At 69.9% G+C, this 26,565-nt stretch carries 21 protein-coding genes; 14 read left to right on the top strand and 7 right to left on the bottom strand.

Annotated features, from left to right (window positions below; genetic code table 11):
* Positions 1 to 195 precede the first annotated feature (195 nt).
* The gene (locus FHR36_RS35770; protein WP_253804317.1) at positions 196 to 582 is read left to right on the top strand and encodes a hypothetical protein; all 387 of its coding nucleotides are present in this window, start codon (positions 196 to 198) and stop codon (positions 580 to 582) included.
* 570 nt (positions 583 to 1,152) lie between these two features.
* Here FHR36_RS35770 and FHR36_RS35765 read toward each other — a convergent pair.
* On the bottom strand, positions 1,153 to 1,443 hold the full coding sequence (locus FHR36_RS35765; protein WP_253804316.1) for a hypothetical protein: 291 nt from the start codon (positions 1,441 to 1,443) through the stop codon (positions 1,153 to 1,155).
* A 72-nt stretch (positions 1,444 to 1,515) separates the two neighbouring features.
* On the opposite strand from FHR36_RS35765, the gene FHR36_RS35760 reads away from it, so the two are divergent.
* The 6 genes from FHR36_RS35760 (at position 1,516) to FHR36_RS35735 (ending at position 12,107) form a co-directional block, all read left to right on the top strand.
* Positions 1,516 to 2,312, top strand: a protein-coding gene (locus FHR36_RS35760) for an IS5 family transposase (RefSeq protein ID WP_253796714.1) whose coding sequence is annotated in 2 segments (ribosomal slippage) — positions 1,516 to 1,852 and positions 1,852 to 2,312 — 798 coding nt in all. Because the reading frame shifts where the segments join, the coding sequence is not laid out codon by codon here.
* A gap of 328 nt (positions 2,313 to 2,640) precedes the next feature.
* Positions 2,641 to 3,315 (top strand): hypothetical protein, encoded by a 675-nt coding sequence (locus tag FHR36_RS35755; RefSeq protein ID WP_253804315.1) that lies wholly within the window; start codon positions 2,641 to 2,643, stop codon positions 3,313 to 3,315.
* Between the two features lie 670 nt (positions 3,316 to 3,985).
* Positions 3,986 to 5,893 (top strand): hypothetical protein, encoded by a 1,908-nt coding sequence (locus FHR36_RS35750; RefSeq protein ID WP_253804314.1) that lies wholly within the window; start codon positions 3,986 to 3,988, stop codon positions 5,891 to 5,893.
* A gap of 136 nt (positions 5,894 to 6,029) precedes the next feature.
* Positions 6,030 to 6,728: a WXG100-like domain-containing protein gene (locus FHR36_RS35745; RefSeq protein WP_253804313.1), complete on the top strand. Its 699-nt coding sequence runs from the start codon at positions 6,030 to 6,032 to the stop codon at positions 6,726 to 6,728.
* Positions 6,725 to 10,990 (top strand): DUF6531 domain-containing protein, encoded by a 4,266-nt coding sequence (locus FHR36_RS35740; RefSeq protein ID WP_253804311.1) that lies wholly within the window; start codon positions 6,725 to 6,727, stop codon positions 10,988 to 10,990. Before FHR36_RS35745 ends, FHR36_RS35740 begins: the two co-directional genes overlap by 4 nt.
* Before the next feature lie 94 nt (positions 10,991 to 11,084).
* Positions 11,085 to 12,107 (top strand): PQQ-binding-like beta-propeller repeat protein, encoded by a 1,023-nt coding sequence (locus tag FHR36_RS35735; RefSeq protein WP_253804309.1) that lies wholly within the window; start codon positions 11,085 to 11,087, stop codon positions 12,105 to 12,107.
* Between the two features lie 339 nt (positions 12,108 to 12,446).
* Here the strand turns inward: FHR36_RS35735 and FHR36_RS35730 are convergent, their stop codons facing one another.
* Positions 12,447 to 12,728 (bottom strand): sortase domain-containing protein, encoded by a 282-nt coding sequence (locus FHR36_RS35730; RefSeq protein ID WP_253804307.1) that lies wholly within the window; start codon positions 12,726 to 12,728, stop codon positions 12,447 to 12,449.
* A 142-nt stretch (positions 12,729 to 12,870) separates the two neighbouring features.
* On the bottom strand, positions 12,871 to 13,710 hold the full coding sequence (locus FHR36_RS35725; RefSeq protein WP_253804305.1) for an IS5 family transposase: 840 nt from the start codon (positions 13,708 to 13,710) through the stop codon (positions 12,871 to 12,873).
* A 457-nt stretch (positions 13,711 to 14,167) separates the two neighbouring features.
* On the opposite strand from FHR36_RS35725, the gene FHR36_RS35720 reads away from it, so the two are divergent.
* The 3 genes from FHR36_RS35720 (at position 14,168) to FHR36_RS35710 (ending at position 16,872) form a co-directional block, all read left to right on the top strand.
* Entirely contained in the window at positions 14,168 to 15,007 is an 840-nt protein-coding gene (locus tag FHR36_RS35720) for an IS5 family transposase (protein ID WP_253804303.1), read from the top strand.
* A gap of 372 nt (positions 15,008 to 15,379) precedes the next feature.
* Positions 15,380 to 15,913, top strand: coding sequence for a hypothetical protein (locus FHR36_RS35715; RefSeq protein ID WP_253804301.1), 534 nt, complete (start codon positions 15,380 to 15,382; stop codon positions 15,911 to 15,913).
* The gene (locus FHR36_RS35710) at positions 15,910 to 16,872 is read left to right on the top strand and encodes a coiled-coil domain-containing protein (protein ID WP_253804300.1); all 963 of its coding nucleotides are present in this window, start codon (positions 15,910 to 15,912) and stop codon (positions 16,870 to 16,872) included. Before FHR36_RS35715 ends, FHR36_RS35710 begins: the two co-directional genes overlap by 4 nt.
* Positions 16,873 to 17,056: 184 nt before the next feature.
* Here the strand turns inward: FHR36_RS35710 and FHR36_RS35705 are convergent, their stop codons facing one another.
* On the bottom strand, positions 17,057 to 17,368 hold the full coding sequence (locus tag FHR36_RS35705; RefSeq protein WP_253804299.1) for a hypothetical protein: 312 nt from the start codon (positions 17,366 to 17,368) through the stop codon (positions 17,057 to 17,059).
* Positions 17,369 to 17,716: 348 nt separating this feature from the next.
* Between FHR36_RS35705 and FHR36_RS35700 the strand changes: the two genes are divergently transcribed.
* From FHR36_RS35700 to FHR36_RS35690, 3 genes are all read left to right on the top strand, one after another.
* Positions 17,717 to 18,745, top strand: a complete 1,029-nt coding sequence (locus FHR36_RS35700) for a hypothetical protein (RefSeq protein WP_253804298.1) — start codon at positions 17,717 to 17,719, stop codon at positions 18,743 to 18,745.
* A gap of 142 nt (positions 18,746 to 18,887) precedes the next feature.
* A complete protein-coding gene (locus tag FHR36_RS35695; protein ID WP_253804297.1) occupies positions 18,888 to 19,223 on the top strand; it encodes a hypothetical protein in 336 nt (111 codons plus the stop codon).
* The gene (locus tag FHR36_RS35690; protein ID WP_253804296.1) at positions 19,220 to 19,546 is read left to right on the top strand and encodes a hypothetical protein; all 327 of its coding nucleotides are present in this window, start codon (positions 19,220 to 19,222) and stop codon (positions 19,544 to 19,546) included. The genes FHR36_RS35695 and FHR36_RS35690 overlap by 4 nt, the downstream gene beginning before the upstream one ends.
* Positions 19,547 to 19,651: 105 nt before the next feature.
* Here the strand turns inward: FHR36_RS35690 and FHR36_RS35685 are convergent, their stop codons facing one another.
* A complete protein-coding gene (locus FHR36_RS35685) occupies positions 19,652 to 20,398 on the bottom strand; it encodes a hypothetical protein (protein ID WP_253804295.1) in 747 nt (248 codons plus the stop codon).
* Positions 20,399 to 20,570: 172 nt separating this feature from the next.
* On the opposite strand from FHR36_RS35685, the gene FHR36_RS35680 reads away from it, so the two are divergent.
* Positions 20,571 to 21,326: a hypothetical protein gene (locus tag FHR36_RS35680; RefSeq protein ID WP_253804293.1), complete on the top strand. Its 756-nt coding sequence runs from the start codon at positions 20,571 to 20,573 to the stop codon at positions 21,324 to 21,326.
* 582 nt (positions 21,327 to 21,908) lie between these two features.
* Here the strand turns inward: FHR36_RS35680 and FHR36_RS35675 are convergent.
* Complete coding sequence (locus FHR36_RS35675; protein WP_253804292.1) at positions 21,909 to 25,598, bottom strand: NB-ARC domain-containing protein; 3,690 nt, start codon at positions 25,596 to 25,598, stop codon at positions 21,909 to 21,911.
* Between the two features lie 370 nt (positions 25,599 to 25,968).
* Complete coding sequence (locus tag FHR36_RS35670) at positions 25,969 to 26,475, bottom strand: hypothetical protein (RefSeq protein ID WP_253804291.1); 507 nt, start codon at positions 26,473 to 26,475, stop codon at positions 25,969 to 25,971.
* Between the last annotated feature and the right edge of the window lie 90 nt (positions 26,476 to 26,565).

Here is a 26,565-nt window from a genome sequence, read left to right as displayed (position 1 = left end):
CCCCCGAGAGCGAGGCACGGTCGCCAGCCAGTGTCTGCCTGCCCGAGTAGAGGTCTCAAGCGGCGTACGCGCTGGGGCGTGTGGCGTGCGCGGCGCGCCGGTGGCAGGCGACTCGGCGGCGGCCCGTTCGCGACACTGGGCGCTGTGGCGGATTCGGGAGGAACAAGGGCGCGGGGTTGGGGCGGTGTCGGCGCCATGATGCTGCTGGCCGCAGCAGCGTGGTGGTCCATCAACCTGCCGTACGCGGCCGCCGGACTCGCCGCCGCAGGCACATCGTGGCCCTTCAACTGGCTGGCAGCGCTCTTCCTCCCGCTGGCGGGGGCGTCCTGCGCGGCGACACTGGCGCGCAGCGAGGCAGCGGGGCAACGCGTCGGCGGTCCCCGCCTGGTCACCGTCGTACTGATCTCCGTCATGTCCGTCAGCTGCGCCGCGCTCTCGTACCCCATCGACAACCCAGGCGGCCACGGCTCCTGGTCTGCCGCCCTGTACATGGGCGGACTCAATGCAGGATTCGCCTATGCGGTCCCTCGGCTACTGGACCGGGCCCGGTCGAGGACGGCATCGACGAAGGCCACCGTTTGATCACGCGACTACGCACCCGAATCGCAGCCGGGGCCACAGGGATGTGAGCATCCCACTGGTCGGTTCGGCCGCATCCACCTCGGCCGGCCGCAGAGAGTACCGGCTGACGAGCGCACCACCCCGCAGTCGCCGCATTGACGGACACCGACCGCCGGCCAGGCCAGGATGAACCTGCGGCCCTTCCCGACCCCGATGCCGGCTACGGCCCCACGAACCTCTCCACCTACGCCACACTGGCGGCGCTCGCCCTGCTGCGCACCCGGGCCAGTGCAGTCGCCGGGGCGGCCGTGAGAGGCGCCCAGCTCGAGCTGGTGGACTCCTGGACGGACAGGTTCGGCGAGAGCGGTGGCGAATGCCCCGGCCTGAGCGGTGAGGGCGGGCCGCCGGGCCTGGTAGTCGGCCCGCTGGGGGCGGTGGACGGCACGCGCGCACGGCCGCCGCCCCGGTCTCATCACCGACGCCGACCGCCATCAGCTGGAGCTGGCGCGCGAGCGGGCGAATCCTTCCCTGGCCCCTCCTGCCACCCGATCAGCGGTCAGGCCAAGGCCGTCACCTACGGGAACCGGAGCGCTAGAAAAGCCTGGCCCGCTGACTGGGGTCAGTGGTGACATCGACAGCTATTCGTTCCCCCGTCGCGGTTAGTCCGGTTTTCCCTTGGGCGACGCAGAGCATCACGTGGCCCGTCCGCAGCGCCCCGAGAACAAGGTTCACACTCAGGACAGTGAAGAGAAAAGATCCCGAAGCGGCCGCATTGAGCGAATAAGCACCCAAAACGACGAAGAGCGCGAAGTTGGCGAGGAGCAGGGGCCAGCCGGAGTCTGTCTTGGCGCGGTTGAAGCGCTGCAGCGCGGTACGCGGCACGCTCGGGGGATGGGGGCTGAATCGCTGCTTAAGAAGCCATCTCATTTGGGCTTGTAGGCTGCTCTCGTGACGATCGTGGAGCGGCTGGTACCGGACGAGTTGTGGGAGCTGTTCCAGCGGGTGGTGCCAGCGGCACCGACGCGCCCGCAGGGCGGTGGCCGACGCCGGCACGGGGACCGCGAAGTGCTTGCGGCGATCGTGTTCGTGGCGACATCGGGGTGCACGTGGGCCCAGTTGCCGCCGTGTTTCGGCCCGTCCGGGCCGACGGCCCACCGGCGCTTCACCGAGTGGACCGCGGCCCGGGTGTGGGCCAAGCTCTACCGCCTGGTCCTGGACGAGCTCGGCTCGCAGGGTGAGCTGGACTGGTCGAGGTGCGCGGTCGACTCCGTGAACATGCGGGCCACGAAAAAGGGGACCTGACGGGTCCGAATCCTGTCGATCGGGGCAAGTTCGGGTCAAAGATCCACTTGCTCACCGAACGCACCGGTTTACCCCTGTCGCTGGCGATCTCCGGCGCCAACCTGCACGACAGCCAGGCCCTGATTCCGCTCGTCGAGGCGATCCCACCGATCCGCTCCCGCCGCGGCCCCCGGCGCCGCCGGCCCGGCAGGCTCCACGGCGACAAAGCCTACGACCACCGCTTCATCCGCTCCTACCTGCGACGACGACAGATCACGACCCGCATCGCACGCCGCGGCATCGAGTCCTCCAGCCGCCTCGGCCGGCACCGCTGGGTGATCGAGCGGACCGTCGCATGGCTGGGCGGCTTCCGTCGGCTCCACCGCCGCTACGAACGCAAAGCCGACCACTTCGCAGCCTTCGCCACCATCGCCGCGGCACTCATCTGCCATCGCCGGCTGGCCAAATGAGATGGCTTCTAAGGGTCAGCCGTGAAGATCGCCGGGTCATGGCAGCCAATGAGACAGGCGCCAACATCTCCTCCGCAACCGAGTTCGCGAGCCGGCCGGACTATGCGGACGCTCGAACAGGCCGTGCTCAATGCAGAGCACGGGCGCCGCAAGGCAATGATGGGGGCTGCACAACCTCGCCCTCACCGGATAGCCGTCACCTCATACGGGAGAACCTCTAGCAAGTAGCGAGTGCACGCTGCCGCCAGGGGCAGCCCACCCGAGTAGGCCCGGTCACAGGCACAAAGCCGTTCGCGCCCCGCCACCCGCCACCCGTAGGGTCCCGGTCATGCCGACGCAATGGTTCGAACTCGAGGAGCCGGACGACTACCTCGACTTGGAGATCACCGAGTCCGAGCGCGCCTTCGTGGAGGCGCTGCGTTCACACACCGCGCAGTGGCCCTCCCACGGCGCCAGCGGTGAGATCAGCCGACCGGAAACCGGGGACGCGCTGCTGGCGTACATCACCCTGAGCGACCCCGAGACGCGGCTGAGCCTGATCGACATCGGCGTCCACTTCTCCGGCGACCAGATACGTGGCGACCGCCTGCACAACCAACTGTTCACCCTGCCGGACCGGCCTTCTGCTTGGGCGCTGAACGCCGAGGGCAACCCGCAGGAACTTGCCCGGCGGACCGCCGAGTGGATGCGCACAGCCCTACACCGGCCGGTCGTGCTCTACGTCTGGCTCCACGACGGCTACGCCTACGCCGCCCGCTACGCCTTCGCCGACCGGGACGAGACCCTCAGCCAGCTCTACAGCCGCCAGTACGCGCCCGATGGGCAGGCAGAAGCGCTCAAGGCGGCGGGCCATGTCCACGGCCGGGGCTGGATCCAGACCACTGGCCTGCCGACGCCCGATCTCTACCTTCACATCCGTGGCAACCTCGACCAGGTCGCTCTGCCGTCCGGAATCCGAGCCGCCACCCAGCGAGGCCCCATCGCAGGCGTCTGGTATGAGTAGTTCCCGCACCTGTTGACCGTGAGCAGCTGGGAGTTCGACGGCGAGTCCCGTCGGACCTGGGTTCCGCTTGAAGACCAAGGCGTCGTGGCCAGCGAGGAGAGGAACCGCGAGGCATTTGAACGGAGAGCTGCGGTGCGACAAGCGGCTGGGCTCATGATCGGCGATGCGGGCGGCGTCTAAATTTTCGAGTGCGGCTCATGCCCGGAGCGGCCGTGCAGCATCACTGGGATTGCTCGTAGGACAGCTCTGTACGTTCATTCGGACCTGACTCTGCACTCTCACACGGGCAGAGATAGACGCAGACGAGGGTCATCCGCAGCTTGACCGCTGTCTGGAGGAATCCGCCACGGTCGTGAGATTCCTGGCCACTCGGTGAGACCGCCAGCAAATCACCAGGTCAGCGCTCTGCCGTATGACACGAGCCGCGAGAGCCTACAGCTGAAGGTCTCAAAAGCCTTGCCGCGATTGTTCGTCGGCGCATGGCGCCGCGCTCGCGTGGGCAGGAGTCGCGGCAGAGCAGGAGAGCCCGCCGTACACAACGAGAGTGCTGGGGCGCTCCTGGAGGGGGCCGACAGGCTTGCGACTCATCGCAGGCTGCGGCAAGTGAGCCAAACGATCACGGTGGGGGTTGTTGTTGCCGGGTGACAGGCGGCGTATTCAGACGGCGGTCATGGGGAACGCCGGGTCGGAGGAACCTCTGATCCTTCCGCTGGAAGCAATCGAGTTGGACGCCTTTCGCCAGCGACACGCGGAGGACACGTTCTGGTGTGGGCTGCTGCTCGGCGGCTGCGGCGCGCAGCTGGCGACGAAGCTGTACACCGACCGGGTCTGCCATTTCGCGCACTTCCCGGATCCGACGGGTGAGCATGTGTGTGGTCGCCGGGCCCGGAGCGTGTCCAGTGCCGACCACCTGTATGCGAAGGCGGCGGCTGCGGCGTGGCTGAAGACAAGGGGGCAGAGGGCCGGCATCACCTTCGCGCTGCCGCTCGGCTCCGTCGTGGACATCAGTTGGGGCGTTCCCGCGCGTGGGCTGCGCCTTCATCTGGACGGTGCGGTGGAGCCGGTGTGGGACGACGAGGCGGTGGAGCCGGTTCTGGGCATGTCGTCGCTGGTCGATGACGAGACGCTGGTGCGGCGCTGGTACGTGCATCGGGTGCGGTTCGAGAGTGTCGGTACCGCACGGCGGATGCTGATCGGGACGCAGGCCTTCGCACGGCAGACCGAGTGGTTCGGCCTCGACGAGTGCTCTATGACTGCGGACGGCTTCCGGACGCCGGCTGTCGATCGGATCGTCGAGGCGCGCCGGTCGCCGAGACCGCAGGCCGCGTGGAGGCCTGCGGCGCTGGGGGAGCGGACGGCGCATCGGTCGGAGTTCGAGCGGCGCCTGGACACGGCGATCGAGTCACGCTCTCGGGTTGCCGTCGTGTCCCTGGTCCGTGAACTCGAGGCTGCAGGTCAGGCCCGAGACTCCGCATCGGGGACCACGGCCGCATTGATCGAGCGCGGCCGGACGTGGCTGACCGCATACGACCGCGGCCGCGGCGAGCTCTTCGACCGGCTGCGCCAGGCCGTCGCGATGGGCGACACCGAACTGGTACGCCACCTTCTGGTCCGCGTGGACACGGACGCGGCCTGGGGACGAACGGAGGACCAGCGTTCCACTGCCGAAGAGGCGGCAGAGCTCCTGCGGCAACAGGAGCGTGCGGTCTTCTCGGATCGCAAGACATCGCGGGCTGTCGTCCCTGCTGACGTGCCCGGGGCCCCAACGGCATCGAGGGCGGCCGAACCGGACGATCCGGCAGATACCGCACAGCAGCGAGTCCTGGACATCCTCGGCGACCTGCGGCAGCTGGGAGAGCAGCTGCCCGCACGGCAGATTCAACACCTGGTGGACTCACTCGCCGGGACGGTGAGGAAGGTACGGCCACGCCTCACCCCGGCGCAGCTCGAGGAGGCGCAGTGGTGGCTCTCACGCGGCCGTCGGCTGCGCGGAGCGTTGGCCTCCGAGAGTGGCGTGGCGCCGAGGCGGGAAGCCGGTGTTCCGGCTGCCCGGCAGGACACGGACAAGCGTGCTTTCGAGCGACTGGCGGCCCGGACGGGAATCGGCAGGATGCGCGAGGACCGCGAGGTGGTCAGGGAGCAGCCTGCGGCCCGGCGTTCCGCCTCTGGTGTTCCGCAGAGGCAGAGGGCGAGGAAGGCGGTGCCGGCGAGGCCGGCCCGGTTGCCGGAGGAAGCGGTGGCGCAGATCGCCGCCGCAGTGACAGGAGCGTTGAAGAAGGCTGCGCGCGAGCGCTCCACGACCACATGGTCGAGGCTGGGCCGCCAGCTGGGCAACGCTCTGCCGCAGGTACTGCACCCGGCCGACCGGGTGGAAGTCCTCGTGCGAGTGGACGCCGGCACACCTCAGGGTGAGCCGCTGCTGTCCTCGCTGCTCGCGGCGGGCGACACGGGTTCTCTGGCGGTCTGCCGTGATCTGGCGGGGCGGCTGGGTCGGGCGGTTCCTGCCGAGCCAGGTGAGGCCCGTGTGTTCTGGCAATCGGAGGTCCTACGGCTGCAGCAGTTGTTCCGCTACCGCTGAGAGGAAGTGCCACCGGCGGGTACGTCGCGGCGGTCGCCAGGCTGGGCGATCGGCCGGCCCCGGAGGGCCGTTTCGTGGCTACGGGGTGTCAAGTAGCCTACGTACCGGAGCGATGTGATCACGGGGGTGGAGTCGCGTGGGTGTTGTGCTGCCCGACGAGCTGGCGTGGGTTCTCGATCTGATCGGCGTGAATTGGCCGAACGTGGACGAGGACGACTACCGGGAGATGGCGGACGCGCTGCGCTCGTTCTCGGAGGAGATGGACAGCGGGATCACCGACATGCACGGTGCGGTCCAGGACATGCTGGGCAGCAATGCGGGCCTGGCGGTGGAGGCGTTCGAGGCGCACTGGGGAAAACTCTCCGGCACGCACCTGCACCAGTTGGCCGAGGGCGGGCGGCTGGTGGCCACGTGCCTGGACGGGGTGGCGATCGTCATCGAGGGCGCAAAGGTCGCCGCGATCGTGCAGCTGGGCATCATGGCGGCCGAGGTGATCGCCGCGCAGGCGGCGGCGCCGTTGACGTTCGGCCTGTCGGAGGCGGGAGCGCTGGGGGCGACCCAGGTGACCCGGGTGATCGTCCGGAGGCTGCTGAAGGAGGCCGAGCAGCAGATCATCGACCAGCTGATCTCTATTGCCACTGGGCCGGTGATCCAGGCGCTGTCCGACATGGCTGGGAATCTCGTCCTGCAGCTTGGGGAGCAGGCGCTGGGGATGAGTGATGGCGTCAACTGGTCGGACGTCGGCGACGCCGGCAAGCAGGGCTTCAAGGACGGAGTGGACGACAGCAAGTCGCAGCTCGGTCTCGGTGACGGCGCACGGGGGAGCGCGGCATGAGTGACGGATTCCAGCACGACCACGACGCAACGGAGAACCTGGCCAAGCGCTTCGGCACGTACTCCGACGACCTGGAGAACTCGCACCGCCGGCACCACACCCGGGCGAAGGCCGCGTTCGGCCGCACCCGCGGCAAGGGCGGCCTTGCGGCGGCCGCCGAGCAGGGCGTCTCAAAGCTCCTCGACGCGATGCAGGACGGCCAGAAGGCGTTGCGCAAGCACCTGAAGGACGTCGGTCAAGGCCTGGAGCAGACCAGCCGCAACCACCGGGACAACGACCGGAAGATCGCCGACATCATGCTCGGCAAGCACAGTGGCGGCAGCGGCCCCAAATCGCCCGGCGGTAGCGGCGGCGGAGGCGGGTCGAATCGGCGAGGTCCGGGCCGCAAGGGCGGATCGAGGAAGCCGGGCTCGCCGCGGCTGCGAGACGGCGCGGGGGATCCGCGGAAGACCGGAGTGCAGCTGAACTCGCGGAACACCTGCGGTGACCCGGTCGATGTCGCGTCCGGTGAGATGGTGATGGGCCAGGAGGACGTGAGCCTTCCCGGTGCGCTGCCCCTGCTACTGACGCGCACGCACCTGTCGTCGTACCGGTCGGGTCGGTGGTTCGGACCGTCGTGGACCTCAACGCTGGACCAGCGGCTCGAGCTGGACGACGAGGGCGTGGTCTTCGCGACCGACGACGGCATGCTGCTGGTGTTCCCCGTCCCGCGTCCGGACAGGCCGGTGCACCCGGTGGAGGGGCCGAGGTGGGAGCTCGCCTGGGATCCGCAGGTGCCGGGTTGTCTGACAGTCTGTGACCCGTTCAGCGGGGTGACGCGGCACTTCGTGCCACTCACACCGGACGGCGGGGCACCGGGCGACCTTGCGGACCAGTCCCTGCTGCCGCTGGCGGCCATCAGCGACCGGAACGGGCACCGGATCGACATCGCCTACTCGCCGCAGGGCGCGCCCGTCGAGGTACGGCACAGCGGCGGCTACCGCGTCGGTGTCGAAACCGCAGGGCGGCGGATCACCGGCTTCCGGCTCCTGGACCCGGCCGGCACCGACACCCAGGGGGCCGCCGGAACCGGACAGGCGGCCGGCACCGAGCCCGAGCCCGCCGCCGGCACCGGGCCGCAGGCCGCAGGCAACGCCGAGCAGGCCGTCCCCGGGGCGCCGGCGGCGGGCGAGGCCGCGGCCACCGAACCCTCGGCGCCCAGCGGGCCAGCAGCGGCGCCCCGGCCCGAGCCGGAGGGGACACTGCTCGTCGCGTTCTCCTACGACGGCAACGGGAACCTGTCCCAGGTCATGAACTCCTCCGGCGTGCCGCTGGAGTTCACCTACGACCACCTGGCGCGGATCACGACGTGGACCGACCGCAACCGTCACCGCTACCGGTACCTGTACGACCGGGCCGGGCGCTGCGTGCAGACCCGCGGCGACGGCGGGTTCCTGGACAACGTGTTCTCCTACGACACGGACAACCGCACCACAACGGTGACCAACGCACTGGGGCAGCGAACGGTCTACCAGCTCAACGAGCTCGGACAGACCGTCGCCGAGACCGACCCGCTCGGTCACGTCACCCGCTCCCTCTGGGACCCCTACGACAGGCTGCTGGAGCGCACCGACCAGCTCGGCCGCACCACGACGCTGTCCTGGGACGAAGACGGAAACCTGTCCCGAATATCAAGGCCCGACGGCAGCTTCAGCCAGGCCGTCTACAACGACCTGCACCAGCCCCTGGAAGTCACGACCGCCGACGGCGCCGTCGAGCAGTTCACCTACGACGACCGCGGGAACCTGCTGACCGCGACCGACCCCGCCGGGGCCCTCACCCGCTACGTGCGCGACGAACACGGCAACGCCGACACGGTCACCGACGCCCTCGGCGCCACCACCCGGTTCACGTACAACCCGGCCGGACTGACCACAACGATCACCGGCCCGCTCGGCGGCACCTCCACCTGCGCCTACGACGCGTTCGGACTGCCCGCCCGGATCACCGATCCGCTCGGCACCACCACCCTGCTCGGCTGGACTATCGAAGGCCGGCCCGCGTGGCGCACCGACGCGGCCGGCAACACCGAACGGTGGGCGTACGACGGCGAGGGCAACTGCGTGCGGCACACCGACCCCGGCGGCGGCACGTCAACGTTCGAGTACACCTACTTCGACCTGCTCGCCGCCCGCACCGACCCCGACGGCGCCCACTACCGCTTCGACTACGACCCGGAGCTGAAGCTCACCCGGATCACCAACCCGCACGGCCTCACCTGGACATACGAGCACGACGTCGCCGGGCGGCTCGTGAGCGAGCGCGACTTCAACGGCCGTACGGTCACCTACAGCCTGGACGCGGCCGGGCACCCCACCGAACTCACCAACGGCGCGGGCCAGCGCACTGCCTTCACCCGCGACCCACTGGGGCGCACCGTCGCCCGGCACGCCGACGGCGCCACCACCACCTTCCGCTACGACGCGGGCGGCCACCTGCTCGAAGCCGCCAACGCGGACGCCACCGTCACCTTCACCTACGACGCCGCCGGGCGGGTCCTCACCGAGACCTGCAACGGCGCCAGCGTCCACCGCGCCTACGACCCGCTGGGGCGCACCACCGTCCGCCAGACCCCCAGCGGCGCCGAGAGCCGCTGGACCTACGACGCGGCCGGCCGGCCCCGGCAACTGCACACCGGCAGCGGGCACACGCTCGCCTTCGCGCACGACCTGGCCGGCCGGGAGACCAGCCGGCAGTTCGGCGCCGCGGCGCTCACCCACACCTTCGATGATGGCGGACGCCTCACCGGGCAGCAGCTGACCGCCGCACCCGGCACGAGGGCCGCAAGCTGGTCGAGGGCCTGGGCCTACTCACCGACCGGATACGTCACCGCGACCAGCGGCCCGAGCGGCGAGGTGCACCACCAGGACCTCGACCCGGCCGGCCGCGTCACCGCCGTCACCGGCGCGAACTGGACCGAGCGCTACACCTACGACGAAGCCGGCAACCTCACCGGCGCCGACTGGCCCACCGCCGGCGGCAACGACGGCACCGAGGCCGACGCGGCCGTCGGCGAACGCACCCACACCGGCATGCAGCTCACCACCGCCGGCCGCACCACCTACGAGTACGACCAGCAGGGCCGCCTCGTCCGCCAGCGCCGCCGGCTGCTCTCCGGCGGCCACCGCGAGTGGCGCTACACCTGGGACACCGCCGACCGGCTCACCCACCTGACCACCCCTGACGGCTCCCTCTGGCAATACCTGTACGACCCGTTCGGACGGCGCATCGCCAAGCAGCGCCTGGCCACCGACCGGCACACCGTCCTCGAGGAGACCCGGTTCGTCTGGGACGGCACCAACCTCGCCGAACAGACCCGCACCGACCCCGACACCGGCACCGCGCACACCTCAACCTGGGACTGGGAACCCGACGGCGAACGCCCCCTCGCCCAACGCGACCGCACCCACCACCTGCGCGACGCCACCCAGGACGAGATCGACGAGCGGTTCTACGCCATCGTCAGCGACCTCGTCGGCGCCCCGACCGAACTCGTCGACGAGCACGGAACCGTCGCCTGGCACCTGCGCACCACCCTGTGGGGAGCACCCGGGAAGCCCGCGCCCGCACCACGCGGACCCGACTGCCCGCTGCGGTTCCCCGGCCAGCAGGCGGACGCCGAGTCCGGCCTGCACTACAACCTGTTCCGCTACTACGACCCGCTCACGGCCCGCTACCTCAGCCCCGATCCGCTCGGACTGCGGCCGGCCCTGAACCCCCAGACCTACGTCCACAACCCGCAAACCTGGGCGGACCCGTTCGGCCTGGCCCCCTGCCCCACGCACCTGGGGAAGATGGCGAGCGAGATCGCCGGGCTGCTGCCCAAGCGCAGCCAGGAGTACCAGACCGTCGCGGTCATCGAGGCGATGACCCCGAAGGGTCCGAAGCTCTTTGCTGCCGGCACCAGCTCCAGCCCGCTGACCCCCGCTCAGCAAGCCCACGCGAAGAAGCTCGGCCTGATCCCGCTGCCGTCCAGCGAGTACTCGCCGAAGACCGACGACTTCGCCGGCCACGCCGAGCAGAACCTGCTGGCATTCCTCGCCCGCCGCCACCAGACAGACTCCGCCTGGCGGCCGCTCCAAGGCGGCGCCTCGCGCAGCGTCTGCACCGACCACTGCGCGCCCCTCATCCGCGGCAGCGGCGGGCGCATGGTCGGAGACGGGGAGTGGTACTTCCCGCGCGAACGCGGAACACACCGCCGCCTGTTCACCTGGCTCCCCTGACACCCGGTGTGTGCCGCGGCCGCACCGCCCCGGCCGTGGCACACCGGTGGGACACTGGGTGGCGAACCGTCACACAACAGGGAGAGATGGACCGGTGACCACCCCCGCACGCCCGACCGCCCACACCACCGTCCCCGGAGCGGAGGACGCTCTCGGCTGGCCGGACGGATGGCAGCCCCGCGGCGGGACGGCGTGGATCGTCACCAGCGACGGCGACAGCATCACCGCCCACCGCATCCGCCCCGAAGCCGACCGCGTCTTCGACGACGGCATCGTCTTCCCCGCACCGTTCGCCGAACACGGCTACGCATGCCCGAACGCCAACGGCTCGCTGGTGTTCGTGAGCGGGGACACGGCGCTGACAGCCGTCGACACCGCCGGCCAGCGGCTGTGGACCGTGGAGCACACCCCTTGGAGCAGCGGCGGGTCCGGCGACGGGGCGTGCGCTGCTACCCCCGACGGGCGCTACGTGCTCGCCACCATCCCCGGTCCCGTGAACGCGGACGGCTCGTACGACGGCGACCTGTGCATCGCCGTCGACGCGCGGAGCGGGCAGGTGGTCGACCGGGTCACCCTCACCGCGGCGTCGGCGACCTACACCTTCCACGGCCGGCCGACAGCCGTCGGGGCGCTGCTGTTGTCGGCCGGCCAGGGACAGGAGGATGCCCTCTCCTATGCAGTCTCCTGCGCCGGCGGGAAGCTTGATGTCGCACCCGCCGCCCGCCCCGACGAACTCCTCGCCGGAACCAATCCCGCCGGCGACCGCTTGATCACGCTTGAGCGCTCCGGCACCCGGGTCCAACTCCACGTCCTCACCGCCGACCGATGGCAGGCCGCCGCGTCGATCGCCATCACGGACATCCCCGGCGCCGGCGACGACCGCTTCGTCAACCGTCCCGGCTTCCTCTCCGAGACCGCCGTCATCGCCGCAGTCGCCGAACACGACTTCGCGGAGACCTCCCGCCACGTCATCCTCGACCCGCAAACCCTCACCCTGGTCACCGAACTCACCTACCCGGCCGCTCCCGGCCCCGACCCGCTCGCACTCGGCGACGGAACCTGGCTCACCATCACGGCCGGAGACCAGGTCTCCCGCTGGACCGCCAGCAACCCGTAGCCGCCGGGAACACCGCCACCCGGCTGCGCTGCAGTTGCTCCATCTCGCGCCGGAAGGTCGCCGTCGGCGGCCGGACCGAGCGTGGGTGCTGCCGGACCGCACCTGACCCCACACGTCCGGACGACCGGGCACGAGTCGGCAATCGCGCCGGTTGCCGATCTCGTGCGCGACGATGGCCGTCATGGGGTCGCGGTCACAAGGATCGCTCTACCGGGCGCTGGTGGCCGATCCGACGGCGCTTGCCGGCGGGGGCGTCGTGCCGGTGAGGTGGGCGTAGACGACGGTGTTGTCCTGGTATCCGCCGTGTGCGCGGTCGTACGGCCAGGCGCAGGTGATCAGTCACAGTTCCGGTCGCCCGGTGGGCTTGTACACGTGGTCGGTGGGGAACGCGGATTTGGGGTAGGTCCGCACGGCGTCGATGGAGAAGACTGCGGTGCTGCCGTCGCCGCGCTGGACGATTGCGGTCTGGCCGGGCGCGAGGGTCGACAGGCGGTAGAAGGCGGCGATGCCCTGGCGGGTGTCGAGGTGGCCGACGATCACGGCGGTTCCCGTCTCCCCTGGTGTGGTGCCGTCGGCGTACCAGCCAGCGATGTTGCGGTCGTCCGATGCGGGTGGGGGCACGGTTCCGGTGGCGTCCAGGTGCAGCGGTACCAGGGGGGGTGTTCACCGACAGGGCGGGGATACGGATCCGGACCGGTTCGGCGCGCGGCATGGGCGTCGGTTCTGAGAGGGCATTTGATGTGAGCGGATTGCCCTTTATGCCCTAGTAGGTCCCTCGCCAGGTTGGTGTGGTCTCGTCCGTTATGCGCTTGGTGAGGTTGTCGATCGAGGCGATGTGGATCATGGCTTCGGAGCTGGCCGGCAGGGTCTCGTAGTCGCGAGCGAGACGGCGGCGCAACATGAGCCACCCCAGACTTCGTTCGACCACCCAGCGTCTCTTCACGACATGGAAGCCGCGGACGTCGGATTTTCTCGCGACGACTTCGACGTCGATTCCGAGCCCGGCTCCGTACTCGATCACGGCGTTCTTGAAGCCGGTGTCGACCCAGCTCTTGGAGATGCTCGGGTACGTTTTCTTGGCCTGGTTGAGGAGGCGGATTCCCAGGGCATTCTCGGACAGGCTCGCGGCGGTGACGGTCACGGCGAGGATCAGTCCGACGGTGTCGGTGATGATGCCGCGCTTGCGGCCGACGATCTTCTTCGCGGCATCCGTCCCCTGGCTGGTCAGGGGCACGTTGGTGGAGGTTTTCACGCTCTGGGTGTCGATGACGGATGCGGTCGGTTCGGGCTTGCGCCCTTCTTTCACGCGAGCCAGGCCGGTCAGGTCGTAGTTGAGTTCCGCGAGGATTCCCTCGTCACGCCGGGCCGCGTAGTAGGCGTAGACGGTGCCGTGGTTGGGGAAGTCGTGCGGGAGGTACTTCCAGGGGATTCCGGTGCGGTTGATGTAGAGGATCGCGTTGAAGACGTCGCGCAGTTCGACCTGGGCTGGCTTGCCGGTGGGCCTGCGGTCGAGTCGGGCTTTCCTCCAGGCCGTCAGTTTCGGCTCGATCAGGGCCCATCGGGCGTCGGACAGGTCGCTGGGGTACGGCTTCCGCTGGCTCACGCCACAGCGTCGGCACGGATGGGGCGGAGGATCCCGTTCCGCAGCCTGTTGGGCGTTTCTATGACTTCTTCAAACCAGACGGACTTCAAGGCAGAGATGTGGGCGAGACGGACAGTCGCTCCCCTGAGCACAGGAGGGGCGTTATCCATTTACCGGACATAACGCCACCAAGACGGCATGCGCATAAGCCTCTTACCAGATCAGTAATACCAAAACGCCCACTCACTGGGCGTTTCGCCCCTAAGTGGGTCGGTTGATGGCGGTTTTCGAGGTGCCCAAGCTGCTCGCTTTCGGTGACTCTTGGGGCTGTAGTGACGGGAGTCCCGCCGTTACACGAATGTCCGTCGGAACTGTGCACATCGTCCTGTCTCATCCCAGGAAGCCCGACTGGAGCACAGTTGTCCCCTGGGTTCCGCTGCCTCTGGGCGGATGCGGGATTCCGCAGTATGCCGTCATCATGACGGATCGTCGACCGTATCAGAGCGACCTGTCCGACGCTCGCTGGGCTCTGGTCGAGCCCACCCTCACCGCCTGGCGTCAGGCCCGGACCGAACGCGCCCTGGCGTTCGGCCGGCCTCCCGAACACGGCCTGCGGGACCTGCTGGACGCGATCCTGTACGTGGACCGCACCGGCATCCCCTGGCGCTACCTCCCGCACGACTACCCGCCATGGGAGACGGTCTACGCCTACTTCGCCCGCTGGCAGAAGGAGGGAGTGTTCGAGCAGCTCAACGGCCTTCTCCGGCGCCTGGTCCGCACCGCCGAGGGCCGCGATCCGGAGCCGACGGCGTGCATCATCGACTCGCAGAGCATCAAGACCTCCACGAACGTCCCTGTCGCCGGCCAGGGCGCCGACGTCGGGAAGCGGATCGTCGGCAGGAAACGCAACATCGTCACCGACACGATCGGCCTGCTGCTCGTGGTGCTGGTCACCGCCGCGAGCATCCAGGACAACGCTGCCGGCCGACAGCTGCTGACCACCGTCGCGGCCGAGCACCCGACCGTCGGCAAGGCCTGGGCCGACATGGGCTACAAGAACGCCGTCGTCGAACACGCCGCCACCCTGGGCATCGACCTCGAGATCGTCCGACGCGACCCCGCCACCAGGGGATTCGTCGTCCAGCCCCGCCGCTGGGTCGTCGAGCGCACCTTTGGCTGGCTCATGAACCACCGACGACTGGCCCGCGACTACGAAGCCCTCCCGGCCCGCTCCGAAGCCATGGTCCACGTCGCCATGATCGGCCTCATGACCCGCCGACTCACCGGCGAAGCCACCCCGACCTGGCGCGGAACCTGAGCTCCAAAGTCAGGGACGAAACGCCCAGTCAGAGCATCCATCCGCCCGGGCAACTCCTGCCTATGTACTTTCGGCGTAGGAGCACGACCCACAGGTCGTGCTCCCACGTCGGCCGCGCGAGACCTGCGTCGATGCCAGCTCCGTGCCTTTTCGGCACGGAACCACGACCGACCGATCGTGGTCTGGCACTGAACCGGCAGCAATCCCGGCGACTGTCCCAGCAACCATCCCCCCAGCGTGGCACAGGGTGCCCGTCGTGCCCCGAAGACTGCGGGCCGTGACATTCCGAAATCAGCAACGAGCTGTCAGTACACACAGATACCGTTCATGACAGGCGGCCGAAGCCGCTTTCGACCTGATGGAGGGGAACGGGTGGACAAGGTCTCCGCACGGTTCGCACAGCTGCAGAAGGACGTCGGCCAGCGGCAGGCCAGCGCGGCCGCGCTGGCACCCGGCGCCGCCGGCCGGGCAGAGGCCTTCGCCGAACTGCAAGCGGCCGCCGACGCCCTCCTCGCATACGCCGCGCGGGTTCCCGACCTCCGCCAGGAGCCCGCGCGCCGCGCCACGGAGCAATTCGTGATGTGGACCCGCCGCGGCGCAGCAGCCGCCGCCGCCCTCACCGCCGCCGGAGTGATCCCCGGCTGGGTGGCCTGGGGCTGGCTCATCCTCCTACTCCCCCTCACGCTCGCCGCCCTCAGCGCGGGCTGGCAGGCCACGCCCCTGGCCAAACACCGCCCGCACCTGCGGCACCGCGTGAGCGCGACGCTGCTCGCCGCCAGCACCCTGCTGCTCAGCGCGGTGGCCTTCGGCGCAGTGAGCGCCTGGTGGGTCATCGCCTCACTTGCTGCTGCTGCCGCGACCCTCGCCACCGGTCTGCCGGACGACCCGAAGGAGAGCTCGAAGTGACCACTCCCTACGGCGGCGACGCGGACCACCAGATCCGGCAGCTCGGCCGCACAATCGACGACATCGAGTCCTCCCTGCGGCGGCTGCGCGACGACCACGAACACGAGACCTCCAGCGCCGGCAGCCGCCTGGACTCCGCCGAGTACAAGCTCCGCGACCACCAGAACGAGATCGAGCAGCTGGACGAGCGCGCCGACGAAACCGACAGCGAGCTCAAGGGCCTGCAGGGCTCCGTCGACGACCTCACCCAGCGCGTCGCCTGGATCGAGCGCCGCCTGCGCACGGCGGCAGGCGGATCCGCCGTCGACCTGGATGCCACCACCGGAGAGATCGACCAGCTGCTGACCAAGATCATCGCAGGACTGGCCGCCGAAGCCCGACTCCTTCCCGAGGCCGAACGCGCCCGCCACGCCCAGAACCTGCACGCCCACAGCCAGGCAACCAGCTCACTGGAACAGGCCCGTGTCGCGGTCCTGACCGCAACCGGCATCCTCGCCACCGCCGCCCACGACAGCGACGCCTTCAAGACCGCCACCACCGACTACCGGCTGGCCTGCACGAAGATGGCCAACGCAGCCGCCCGAGTCGAGCAGCTGCGGAGCGCCGCCGGCGCCGCTCGCAAGGCTCTCGACCGCGACGAGTCCCTCGACCAGACACTGACGGAAGCGGCGGACGCGGGCGACGCCGCCCGAGACCGCCTCGCCGAGATTGCCCGCGCCCGGATCAGCAACGCCATCACTGGCAGCGACCTCCTCCCGGTCTGGTTCACCACCGCTCTCGGCCCGATGCCGCCGCGCTCCGGAACCGAAAGGTGGCTTGCGGCCGCGACCGAGGCCCTCGTCTACCGGCTCACCTACGGCGTCCGCGACGAAATCGTGGCCCTCGGCCACATCCCCGCCCAGGCCACCGCCCGCCAGCGCGCCGATCACAAGGACGCCGAGCAGGGCCTTCGCCTATGACCACTCCCTCACCCGAGACCACACCCACACCGCCGCCGTCCGCATCGGCGCTGCCCGGCTCCCCCGGATGACCGCCAAGCCTGCGATCGCCACGGCGTACAACACCGCCTACGAACTCGCTTACCCCGGTGACCGGAACATGGCGTGCAGGTTTGACGTCTTGATCGGCCGGTGGCCTTGATGGTCAGCCGACGGATGGAGGCGGCAGGTAGCCGAGTTGCAGCGCTGCGCCGTGCACTGCCTGGCGCCAGGTGAGGTCCGCGTGGGCGTCGTACAGCCTATGGGCCTGCTGGATCAGCTCTTTCGGCCGGTCGCCCAGCTGCCGGGCAGCCGCCTCCACTGCCTCGGCGCGGGTCAGGTCGGGAGACCCTTCGTAGAGGAGCTCAGCCCGCTCGGCAATCTCGTCGGCCAGAACGCGCTGCGTGGGCGTCAGGTCGCGCGTCCCTTTGCGGAACTGGGGCTGCTCGGGGGTCGAATCGTCTGTCACAGCGCTCATGTTTCCAGCGCACGTGCCTCCGTGATCGCCGGTTGGTGTGGGTTTGCGCCACATCTCGTACGGCACCGCCGGTCTCGGACTGCACCGGGACTGGGGCCCGCTCAGGACCGGCCGTGCGTGCTGGCGGGGTGCCCCGGACAGCCCAGTCGGTGACCCGAACAGCGGGCGCGCGTTGGATCCGGTGTGTCTCACACTGCATCCAACCTGACCAGGGCCGATGGCGCCTCGGCCCTCCCGCCCCAACGCACCCCACATCTCCTGACCCCAGCGCAAGGCGAGGCAGCTCGGACCCTGCTGAGCTACGTACTCGAGCTGCCCCTGCCGGGCCCCGACGCCCAGCTCCTCGCCGTGGTGGTGGCCATCCGCGCCGCGCGCGGCGGAGTCGCCAACATCACGGGCAGCGACCTTGCCGCCCTTCGGCTGGAGGACCCGGCCGCCGCCGTCGCCGCGCTCCGTACGCTCGGCTGGCAGATCGACCCCGCCGCCCTCCTCGATAGCGACCCCGCAGTCCCGGTACCCGTGTCCGTCCCCGACCTCGGGCGCGGGGCGGACCACCCGCTGCCGTTCGGAAAGCTCATGCGCACCCGGGTCTCCGGCTGGACCGCGCGGACTCTGAACGCGAAGCCGGTCAAGAAGCTGCCGCCTGCCGCACGGCTCGCCGCCCTGCTGCATGCGGCGCACGGCACGGCCGAGGGGCTCGGCCAAGTCCCGGCCGGCCTCCCGGGCGCCTGCCGAGCTGCCATGGCGGATCTCGAGAGCAAGGGCTTCATCGTCGACGTGACCGGAGACCGCTTCCGACTGGCGAGCCAGGTCGGCCACCTCGCGGGCATGCGACCCCTCACGGAGGACGAGCGCGCGAAGCTGCCCGGCGCCCTGACCGAACCGCAGAAGCCCGTCAGCTCCCGGTTCCACATCGAGGACCACGACTGGAACCGATGGAAGGACTCCATCACGCCCGCGCTGCGCCGTCACGTCGAGGCCGTCGAAAACTGCTCCCTGTGCTCACTGGCACGAGACCGGGTCGCGCAGGCCTTCCTTGGTCCCCTGTGTCCGCCGCCGCGCCTGTACCCCAGGACCATGGAGGCCTACGGCCCTTGGAAGGCGGCACATCCCGATCGCGGTCCCCAGGCGGCCGCGTTCACCGTGGCCTTCCGCGAGAAGCACGGCCACGGGCCGTCGTTCAACCAGCTGCGCGAAGGCTTGGGCTGGGAACTGCCACGCGGGCTGCAGGTCTTCGTCGTCCGGCGTCTGCTGGCGAACCAGTGGCTCATCAGCACCGGTCAGATGCCGTGGACGCTGCGCCCTGGGCCGGCGGCTGAAGCGCAGGGCATCGCGCTGCCCTCTGCGAGGGGCCGGGTGCAGTTGAGCCACCGCTGACCCCTTCCTGCGGACAAGCCCGTCCGGGGCTGCCAGCGGGTTCTCGGCCAGCGCCCCCGCAGGCCCTCCGGGGGCGCTACCGTCATCTGTAGAGGGCCCGGCCCGGGCCGGATGAGCCGACAGGGAGAGGGCGGTGGTCGGGATGAGCGCCCAACCCGCCGAACACGGTGGAGGAGGCCGCTTCGGCCTGCCGCCGATGGACACCGTCCAGGAACTGCGCGCCGCACTGCGTGCCGGCCACGGATTCCACGGCGACGCCGAACGTCTGGACGGCGAACTCGCCGAACAACTGCTGCGCCGGGTGCCTGTCGACCAGGTCTCCGAAGTCGACGAACTCGGCACCGTCGTCGACCTGGCCGCCGTCGCCGAGATCCTCGCCGCCTACAGAGGCCGGGTGCTGCTCGCCGCCGACCCGGAGGCCGTCGACGCGGTCGACCAGGCCGTCGCCGAGCTGCTGTCCCGGCAGGGCGCCGAGTGAGCCACCCGGACCACCAGCACGGCGACGTCATCGCCGTCGTCACCGACCGCGCCGCCCAGCGCGCCAAGGAGATCGCCGCCGACGATGTGCTGGAGGGCCTGCGCCGCGAGCTGCAGCATCATCCCCGACTCGGCCGGTTGATCCGTACGGTCTCCGAGGGCGGTCAGCTGGTCGAGCTGTACTCCACCCGAATCGAAGGGGATGTCGCCGTCGGCCGTCCGGCCGTCAACGTGGTGCACGCCTTCTCCCCCGCGCCGCCGTGGCCGCCCACGGTGCGGATCGCCGCCGTTGTCCCCGAGGATCCACCCCGACCAGCGCTCTAGCCGGTGCGACGGCCGGCGCTTCGAGGCGGTGGTGTGAGCTCCGCGGACTTCGGGCGCCGCCCCGCACTCAGGGCCATGGACCGGCCACGGCGACCGGTGAGACAGCTACGACGGCCAATCGGTCAGCGTGAGGCGCTCGCCCGGGGTGAGGCCGCTCTCGACGAGATACAGGCGAGCGACGAGATCCTCCAGTACCAGCCTGAGCGACTCCTTCTGCTGCTCGGTCAGGGACACGGAATCGTTGGAGACCTTGCGTTCGGCACTGCGCGCGCCCTGCTGCCGCGCCCGCTCGAAGTAGGCGGGATCGACGTTGAGCCGAGATGCCGCCTGAGACTGGCCGCCAGCCCACATCTTCAGATGTGTCGCAAGCCAGTAGGCCGCGTCCGCCACCGGCCGCGTGCCGTTGCGAAGTGGACGCAGGCACACCTCACGCACCGCTGCGGCCGCGGGCGTCTCCTGCCAATCCCAACTCGGTTCTGGCGGCGTGCCGCGTTGCACCTCGACCGTAGCGTCGAATGCAAGAGTCCAGACGTCCGTCGCTTGCACCCGCACCTCGCCCGCCACGGCCGACTCCGGCTCGAATTCGGCGCCGAGGTAGGTGAAGGTCACGATCAGGTGGTGCTCGACCTCCAACGAGGCGGCCCAAGCACTCAAGATCGGAAGGAGTGCCAGTCGCGCCTCGTCCTCACCCATCGGAGTCGGCGGCCATGCCTCGAGCTGTGACTCACCGAGTTGCAGCCTCCAACCCTTGACCTCGTAGTCGGCGGGGAACGCCCCCTCGACCCAGGTCAGCGGATGCTGATCGACCCACGCCACCGAGTACCGCAACCTGAGAACTTGCCCGTTCTGCATGGGCTCAGGATCACCTGACGCCGCGCTGACGGCGAGCACCCCGGCCGTGTGGAGCCGTTCACCCCACTCCAATCCGGCCGGAACGGCTGAATCGGCCGCTGGCTCGACCACGCACTGGAAGACTGAACGTGACCAGGTGGGCACGTTGAGAGATCCATGGGGGCGAGCAACAGTGGGTGAAACCCAGCACGACCTGACGCTGACCTACGACCCGAGGAAGACGTGGGCGCACTTCGTTCTCTACACCGAGCCCGACCGGGGCATCGTCACGGCCAGCATGAACGGCACCGTGGCCATCGAACATCGCAGCCCCTATGTCCAGCAGTGGCTGAGCCGGCTGCAGCGATGCGAGCCCAACCCCCTGCACACCACGCTGGTCGCCAACCATGAGATCCCCAAGCTCTTCCACCCGTGCGTCGACGAAGACCCCGCCAGTCCGTCCGCCATCGCGGGGAGCGGCTGTGTCTGCCGCCGCACCTTCACCGATCCCGCCTTCGGACTGCCCGTTGTCGGCGAGCACTTCCGCACATGCCGTGACGACGGCGACTCGGACCACCTGCCCTGGAAGACCCACCACATCGACCAGTGGACGTACCGCACTTACACGCCTCTCGGCCTGCGCGATGGAGAGGCCTTCGCCTCCCTGATCATCGACCAGGAGACGTTCTGGATGAGGACCGACCGCGGCAACATCACCCTGCTTCCCCAGCGACGGGGTCACGGCTATGGTCTCGCCGGTACTGGCGGCCGGACCGCGCTGGCTGAGTACATCCAGCAGCTGGCCGACTCCGACGGCCGGGACACGTATATCGCTGACCGCCGCGGTCCTCGTCATGCCGGAGCCAGCATCGAGACGTTCCTGCAAAGCCCGCACGCCAAGCAGACCCAGGAGCTCACTCTCACGGACATCAAGCGCCTGGCCGTGTAGGCAATCCTGCCGGTCCGGGTACAGGACCGGGCCGGCAGGCCTGCAACTGGTCGTCCTGGATGGACCCGTCCGGATACGAGACACCGTTCGGATGGAAGAACCTGTGCCAGCGGCATCGGCCCTCGATGCCGGTAGCGACGGCCCGCGTCCCACGCGGTGAGGGAAGCCGAATGGCTTGAAGCTGCCGGCGGCAGCACCTGACCGGGGCAGCAGCAAAAGGAGTCGCACTTCGCAGGGTGTACCGCAAAAGCGGAGGGCGCCTGATACGGCCGTGGTGTCCGCCGCGTCGGCGTGCCCCCGGTCGGTGCGACTGCGATTTGTACCTGTGCTCCCACACCAGGCATCCCTGTCTGACCCAACGGGATATACCGACGGTATACCGGGCCACAGCGAGCTGGGCCTCGCCAGCTTCCTTCTTCAGTGACCCGTCTCACCGACGCTTGACGGCCGATCAAGAGCACGACTGACTGCGCGGTCTTGGCCAAGGCCTGCTCGAGCTGGAGGGCGCCGGGCGCTGATCCGCCCCAGCGTCGTATTCGGGTCGTGTCGCATGCCGCCCTGCGGTGGGCGTGGCGTCGTGTTCTACGTGCCGGGGTGGAAGTCGAAGTAGTACAGCCCGCTGTCGGATCCGACGGCGATACTCCGGCTGTCGGACGACCAGGAGCACGAGGTGAGGCTGTTCTCGGTCCGCATCATGGCCAGTGGTGCCGGGCTGATGGCGTTCCAGACCCGCACGGTGCCGTCGTTGCCGGTAGTGGCGAGCCAGGTCCCGTCGGGGGAGATCGCCACCGCGTTCACCGTGCCGGTGTGGCCGGTGAGGATCGCGGTCTGGGTGGCGGTGGCGCGGTCCCAGATACGCACGGTCTCGTCGTCGCCGGTGGTGGCGAGCCAGGTCCCGTCGGGGGAGATCGCCACCGCGCGCACCCCGAAGTCGTGGCCGGTGAGGATCGCGGTTTCGATGCCGGTGGCGCGGTCCCAGATGCGCACGGTCTCGTCGTGGCCGGCGGTGGCGAGCCAGGTGCCGTCGGGGGAGATCGCCACCGCGCGCACCCCGAAGTCGTGGCCGGTGAGGATCACGGTTTCGATGCCGGTGGCGCGGTCCCAGACGCGCACGGTTCTGTCGTCGCCGGCGGTGGCGAGCAAGGTCCCGTCGGGGGAGATCGCTACCACGTTGACCGTGCCGTCGTGGCCGACGAGGATCGCGGTTTCGATGCCGGTGGCGCGGTCCCAGATGCGCACGGTCTCGTCGTGGCCGGCGGTGGCGAGCCAGGTGCCGTCGGGGGAGATCGCCACCGCGCGCACCCCGAAGTCGTGGCCGGTGAGGATCGCGGTCTGGGTGGCGGTGGCATGGTCCCAGATGCGCACGGTCTCGTCGTGGCCGGTGGTGGCGAGCCAGGTGCCGTCGGGGGAGATCGCCACCGCGTTGACCTTGTTGGTGTGGCCGGTGAGGGTCGCGGTCTGGGTGGCGGTGGTGGGGTTCCAGAGCCGAGCCGTACCGTCGTCGCTGGTGGTGGCGAGCCAGGTGCCGTCGGGGGAGATCGCCACCGCGCTCACCCCACGGTCGTGACCGGTGAGGATCGCGGTCTCGGTGGCGGTTGCGCGGTCCCGGATATGCACGCTTCTGGCCTTGCTGGCGGTGGCGAGCCAGGTCAGGTCGGAGGAGATCGCCAGCGCGTTCACCCAGAAGTCGTGGTCGGTGAGGGGCGCGGTCTGGGTGGCGGTGGCGCGGTCCCAGATCCGCACCGTCTGGTCGTCGCCGGCGGTGGCGAGCCAGGTCCCGTCGGGGGAGATCGCCACCGCGTTCACCGTGCCGGTGTGGCCGGTGAGGATCGCGGTCTGGGTGGCGGTGGCGCGGTCCCAGATCCGCACCGTCTGGTCGTCGCCGGCGGTGGCGAGCCAGGTCCCGTCGGGGGAGATCGCCACCGCGTTCACCGCGCCGGTGTGACCGACGAGGACGGCGGTCTGGGTGGCGGTGGCGCGGTCCCAGATCCGCACCGTCTGGTCGTCGCCGGTGGTGGCGAGCCAGGAGCCGTCGGGGGAGATCGCCACCGCGTTCACCGCGCCGGTGTGACCGACGAGGACGGCGGTCTGGGTGGCGGTGGCGCGGTCCCAGATCCGCACCGTCCTGTCGTTGGCGCCGGTGGTGGCGAGCCAGGAGCCGTCGGGGGAGATCGCCACCGCATTCACCCCGAAGTCGTGACCGACGAGGACGGCGGTCTGGGTGGCGGTGGCGTGGTCCCAGATCCGCACCGTCCTGTCGTTGGCGCCGGTGGTGGCGAGCCAGGTCCCGTCGGAGGAGATCGCCACCGCACGCACCGTGCCGGTGCGGCCAGTGAGGGTGCGCAGGAGGGCAGGGTGAGGGATGTCGGGGAGACGCGAGTGGTTGCTGAGCCGGGGGCGGGTGAGCAGGTCGGCGTGGGCCGTGATTTGGGTGCGCCAGTGGGGGTGGTGGTCGAGGCGGCTGTGGAGGACGGAAGTGAGGGAGTGGTCGGGGTGAGTGTGTTGGAGGAGGTGCGCGGCCTGGGCGAGGTCGCCGGCGCGCTCGGCGGGATCAGGGCTGCCGATGGTGAGGAGGTCGGCGATGGGTGCGGTGGGGCCTCGTTGGTGGAGGCGGCGGTCGATCCAGCGCAGGTCCGTGGCGAGGGCTTCGGCGGTGTCGAGGCGGTCGGCAGCGAGGAGGTGTTCGACGGCGTGGTCGAGTACGTAGCGGTCGAGGGTGTCCCACCAGGCGTGTCCGGGATCCGGGGCACCGGGGGTGAGCGGCGCCGCGACAGGGAGGAGGTTGGCGGTGACGGCTTCAACGAGGAGCAGGTTGGCGTGGGTGAGCTCCGACTCGCCGAGGGTGTGGCGGAGGTAGTCGCGGTGGACGTCGTGCAGGCTGATCCGGCCGCCGTTGGAGGAGTCGACGGTGATCAGCGAGAGGTCGACCAGTTCCGACAGCAGGTCGTAGGCCTGGTCCTCGCTGATACCCGCGGTGGCTGCCCAGAGTCGGCACACCAGCGGCACCGGGACGGCCTCGTCCTCGGCGAAAACCCCGAGCTCCAGGCAGCGGTCCCGCCCGCCGGGCGGCAGGAGTTCGAGCGCCGCCTCGATCGTGGCGGCCAGCGCCCGTTCCCGTTGTGATGCAATTGCGGCGTTCATGCCGGGTTCGTCGACGGCCGCCGGTCCGGCCACGCGCAGTCGCTCCAGCACCGCCATCGCAGCCCGGTCGGCGGCCATGCCGAGCCGGACGCGTTTCACCATCGTGCGGTTGACCTGGCGCAGATTCAGGGGCATTCGCCCGGTCCGCGCGATGAGCTCATCTATTGCACGCGTGGGAAACAGCGTGGTGTCGAGGTCCTGGAGGAGAAGGTGGCGGGCTTCCGCCTCGGTCATCCGATCGACGGTGATGAGCCGGGTGAAGCCGCCGGTGTCCACGATGCTGGGTCGCCGGGTGGTGACCAGGCGCACGCATCCAGGTGCGCCTATCAGGAACGGCTCGACCTGCTCGCGCTGCCACACGTCGTCGATCATGAGCAGAGCGGACGGTTGCTGTCCAAGGAGGCGGCCGAGGTGGGTGCCGGCTGCTTCGGGGTCGGTGTGGGGGCGGTCGTCGTCGGTGATTTGCCTGATGACGTCGGTGACCTTGGACGCGATCTCCGCCGTGTTACGCACGTCGCGGCCGATCGTCACCCGGTAGACACGGCCCCCGAAGTGGGCGCGGACACGGGCGTCGGCGCAGACCATGCGGGCGAGGCGAGTCTTGCCGAACCCGCCGGCGCCGTGGAGCGAGGTCGTCAGCCCCACCGTCCCGCCGTCGGTGAGCACAGCCTCGACAGCCTGCGTTAGCTCGGCCCGGGGCACCAGCCACGATTCCAGCACTGGGGGCGGCGGCGGGCCGAGACCGTCCCTCATACTGGCAGGCCCGTCACCGGCGAACACGTTGGTCGTGCTGTTGTCGATCTGCACACCGCCGTGGACGTGGGCGACCGCAGCGGCGAACCCCCCGCCATCGGCATTGATCTCGGCGTTCCCGCCGATGGCCAGCTCGGGCGGCACCCGGGTGCCGCCCGCTGCCTGGAGGTAGGCCGCGGCCGCCTGCTGCAGTGCCTGGGCGAACACCGCGTCCGCCGCGGCGGCTTCGGCCACGGCTGCCCGCAGGCGGTAGCGGGTCAGCGACCCGGGCGCGGACTGCTTCGCAGCCGCCTCCTGCATAAGCCGTGCGACCTCGCCGCCCGCACCCAGCAGGCGTTCCACGACCAGGTCCCGTACCCGCCCCGCGGCCGCCAGCATGCTCCCGCTCCCAGCCGCGGGGTCGCCGCTGTCCTGGTGTGTGGTGTGCGCGGCCCATCTGAAGATGCAGTCCACCGCGACATCCACCTCGAGCACCCCAGACCCCCACCCCGCCATGCCACCGTCCCTGCACGCCGACCGTAGCTAGAACTAGGTTTCCGTGCAGGTGGGTTGGCCCAAATTGAAACAGGCTGAGGCCGTCTAGACCATGGCCCTCGGCTCGGCTAATGGTGAACATCCAGCGGCGGGATGGCGCGTCCCGCCGCGAAGATGGTGCCTGGCACGTAGGGCTAGGCGAGTACGCAGGCAGGGACTCCCAGGACGGGACGCCCGTCCCCGACGCGCTGAACGCGGTCGGTGTCGCGCGTCATCAGCGGCCGTCGAGATCGGGCCTCGGAGCGTTTCCCAGGTTCAGGTTGCCTTGGACATGGATGACGGCACCCGCGACCGCGCCTTGATCGGCCTTGATCTGCAGGTTCCCGCCGACAGTGACGCCGTAGGCCCCGAAAGCCTCTGGAGACGCCTTGCTCGCAGCGTCCCTGTATTCCGCGACGGCGGACTCCAGCCGTGCGGCGAACACCTCGTCGGTGTTGACCGCCTGGGTCAAGACAGTCTCGATGCTGTGCCGGGTGAGACCGGCGGCCAGCGTCTGTTCGGCTTGCTCCGGGTTTCGCTGGTGCGCGAACGCGGCCTCCAACTCCAGGCGTTCCACGTCTCCACCGGGGCCGAGCCTGTCCACCACGACCTGGTGGACGCGGTCCATTGCCGAATCCAGCGCGTAGTCGACCTCGATGTCCGCCCGATCACCGACCCTGCGGGCTTTGCGCAGCGCCCACGCAATGGCACAGGCCACAGCGGTCTCCACCACGATCGTCACGGCAGCTCCTCCCCTGGATGTGCTCGCCCCCGTAGGTCGCGCGTGCCTGCACCGCTCACCGTGCCCGCGCTGTCATGCGCGCGGCCTCGC

This window comes from Kitasatospora cinereorecta (assembly GCF_024172095.1).
Classification (GTDB): domain Bacteria; phylum Actinomycetota; class Actinomycetes; order Streptomycetales; family Streptomycetaceae; genus Kitasatospora; species Kitasatospora cinereorecta.
Note: the sequence above shows the minus strand (reverse complement) of the source record. Positions and strands in the feature narration are given on the sequence as shown.

Coding starts and splice junctions, on each gene's coding strand:
- FHR36_RS35770 (WP_253804317.1), top strand. CDS start 196: ATGATGCTGCTGGCCGCAGCAGCGTGGTGGTCCATCAACCTGCCGTAC.
- FHR36_RS35750 (WP_253804314.1), top strand. CDS start 3,986: ATGGGGAACGCCGGGTCGGAGGAACCTCTGATCCTTCCGCTGGAAGCA.
- FHR36_RS35685 (WP_253804295.1), bottom strand. CDS start 20,398: ATGCAGAACGGGCAAGTTCTCAGGTTGCGGTACTCGGTGGCGTGGGTC.
- FHR36_RS35755 (WP_253804315.1), top strand. CDS start 2,641: ATGCCGACGCAATGGTTCGAACTCGAGGAGCCGGACGACTACCTCGAC.
- FHR36_RS35705 (WP_253804299.1), bottom strand. CDS start 17,368: ATGAGCGCTGTGACAGACGATTCGACCCCCGAGCAGCCCCAGTTCCGC.
- FHR36_RS35740 (WP_253804311.1), top strand. CDS start 6,725: ATGAGTGACGGATTCCAGCACGACCACGACGCAACGGAGAACCTGGCC.
- FHR36_RS35720 (WP_253804303.1), top strand. CDS start 14,168: ATGACGGATCGTCGACCGTATCAGAGCGACCTGTCCGACGCTCGCTGG.
- FHR36_RS35675 (WP_253804292.1), bottom strand. CDS start 25,598: ATGCTGGCGGCCGCGGGGCGGGTACGGGACCTGGTCGTGGAACGCCTG.
- FHR36_RS35695 (WP_253804297.1), top strand. CDS start 18,888: ATGAGCGCCCAACCCGCCGAACACGGTGGAGGAGGCCGCTTCGGCCTG.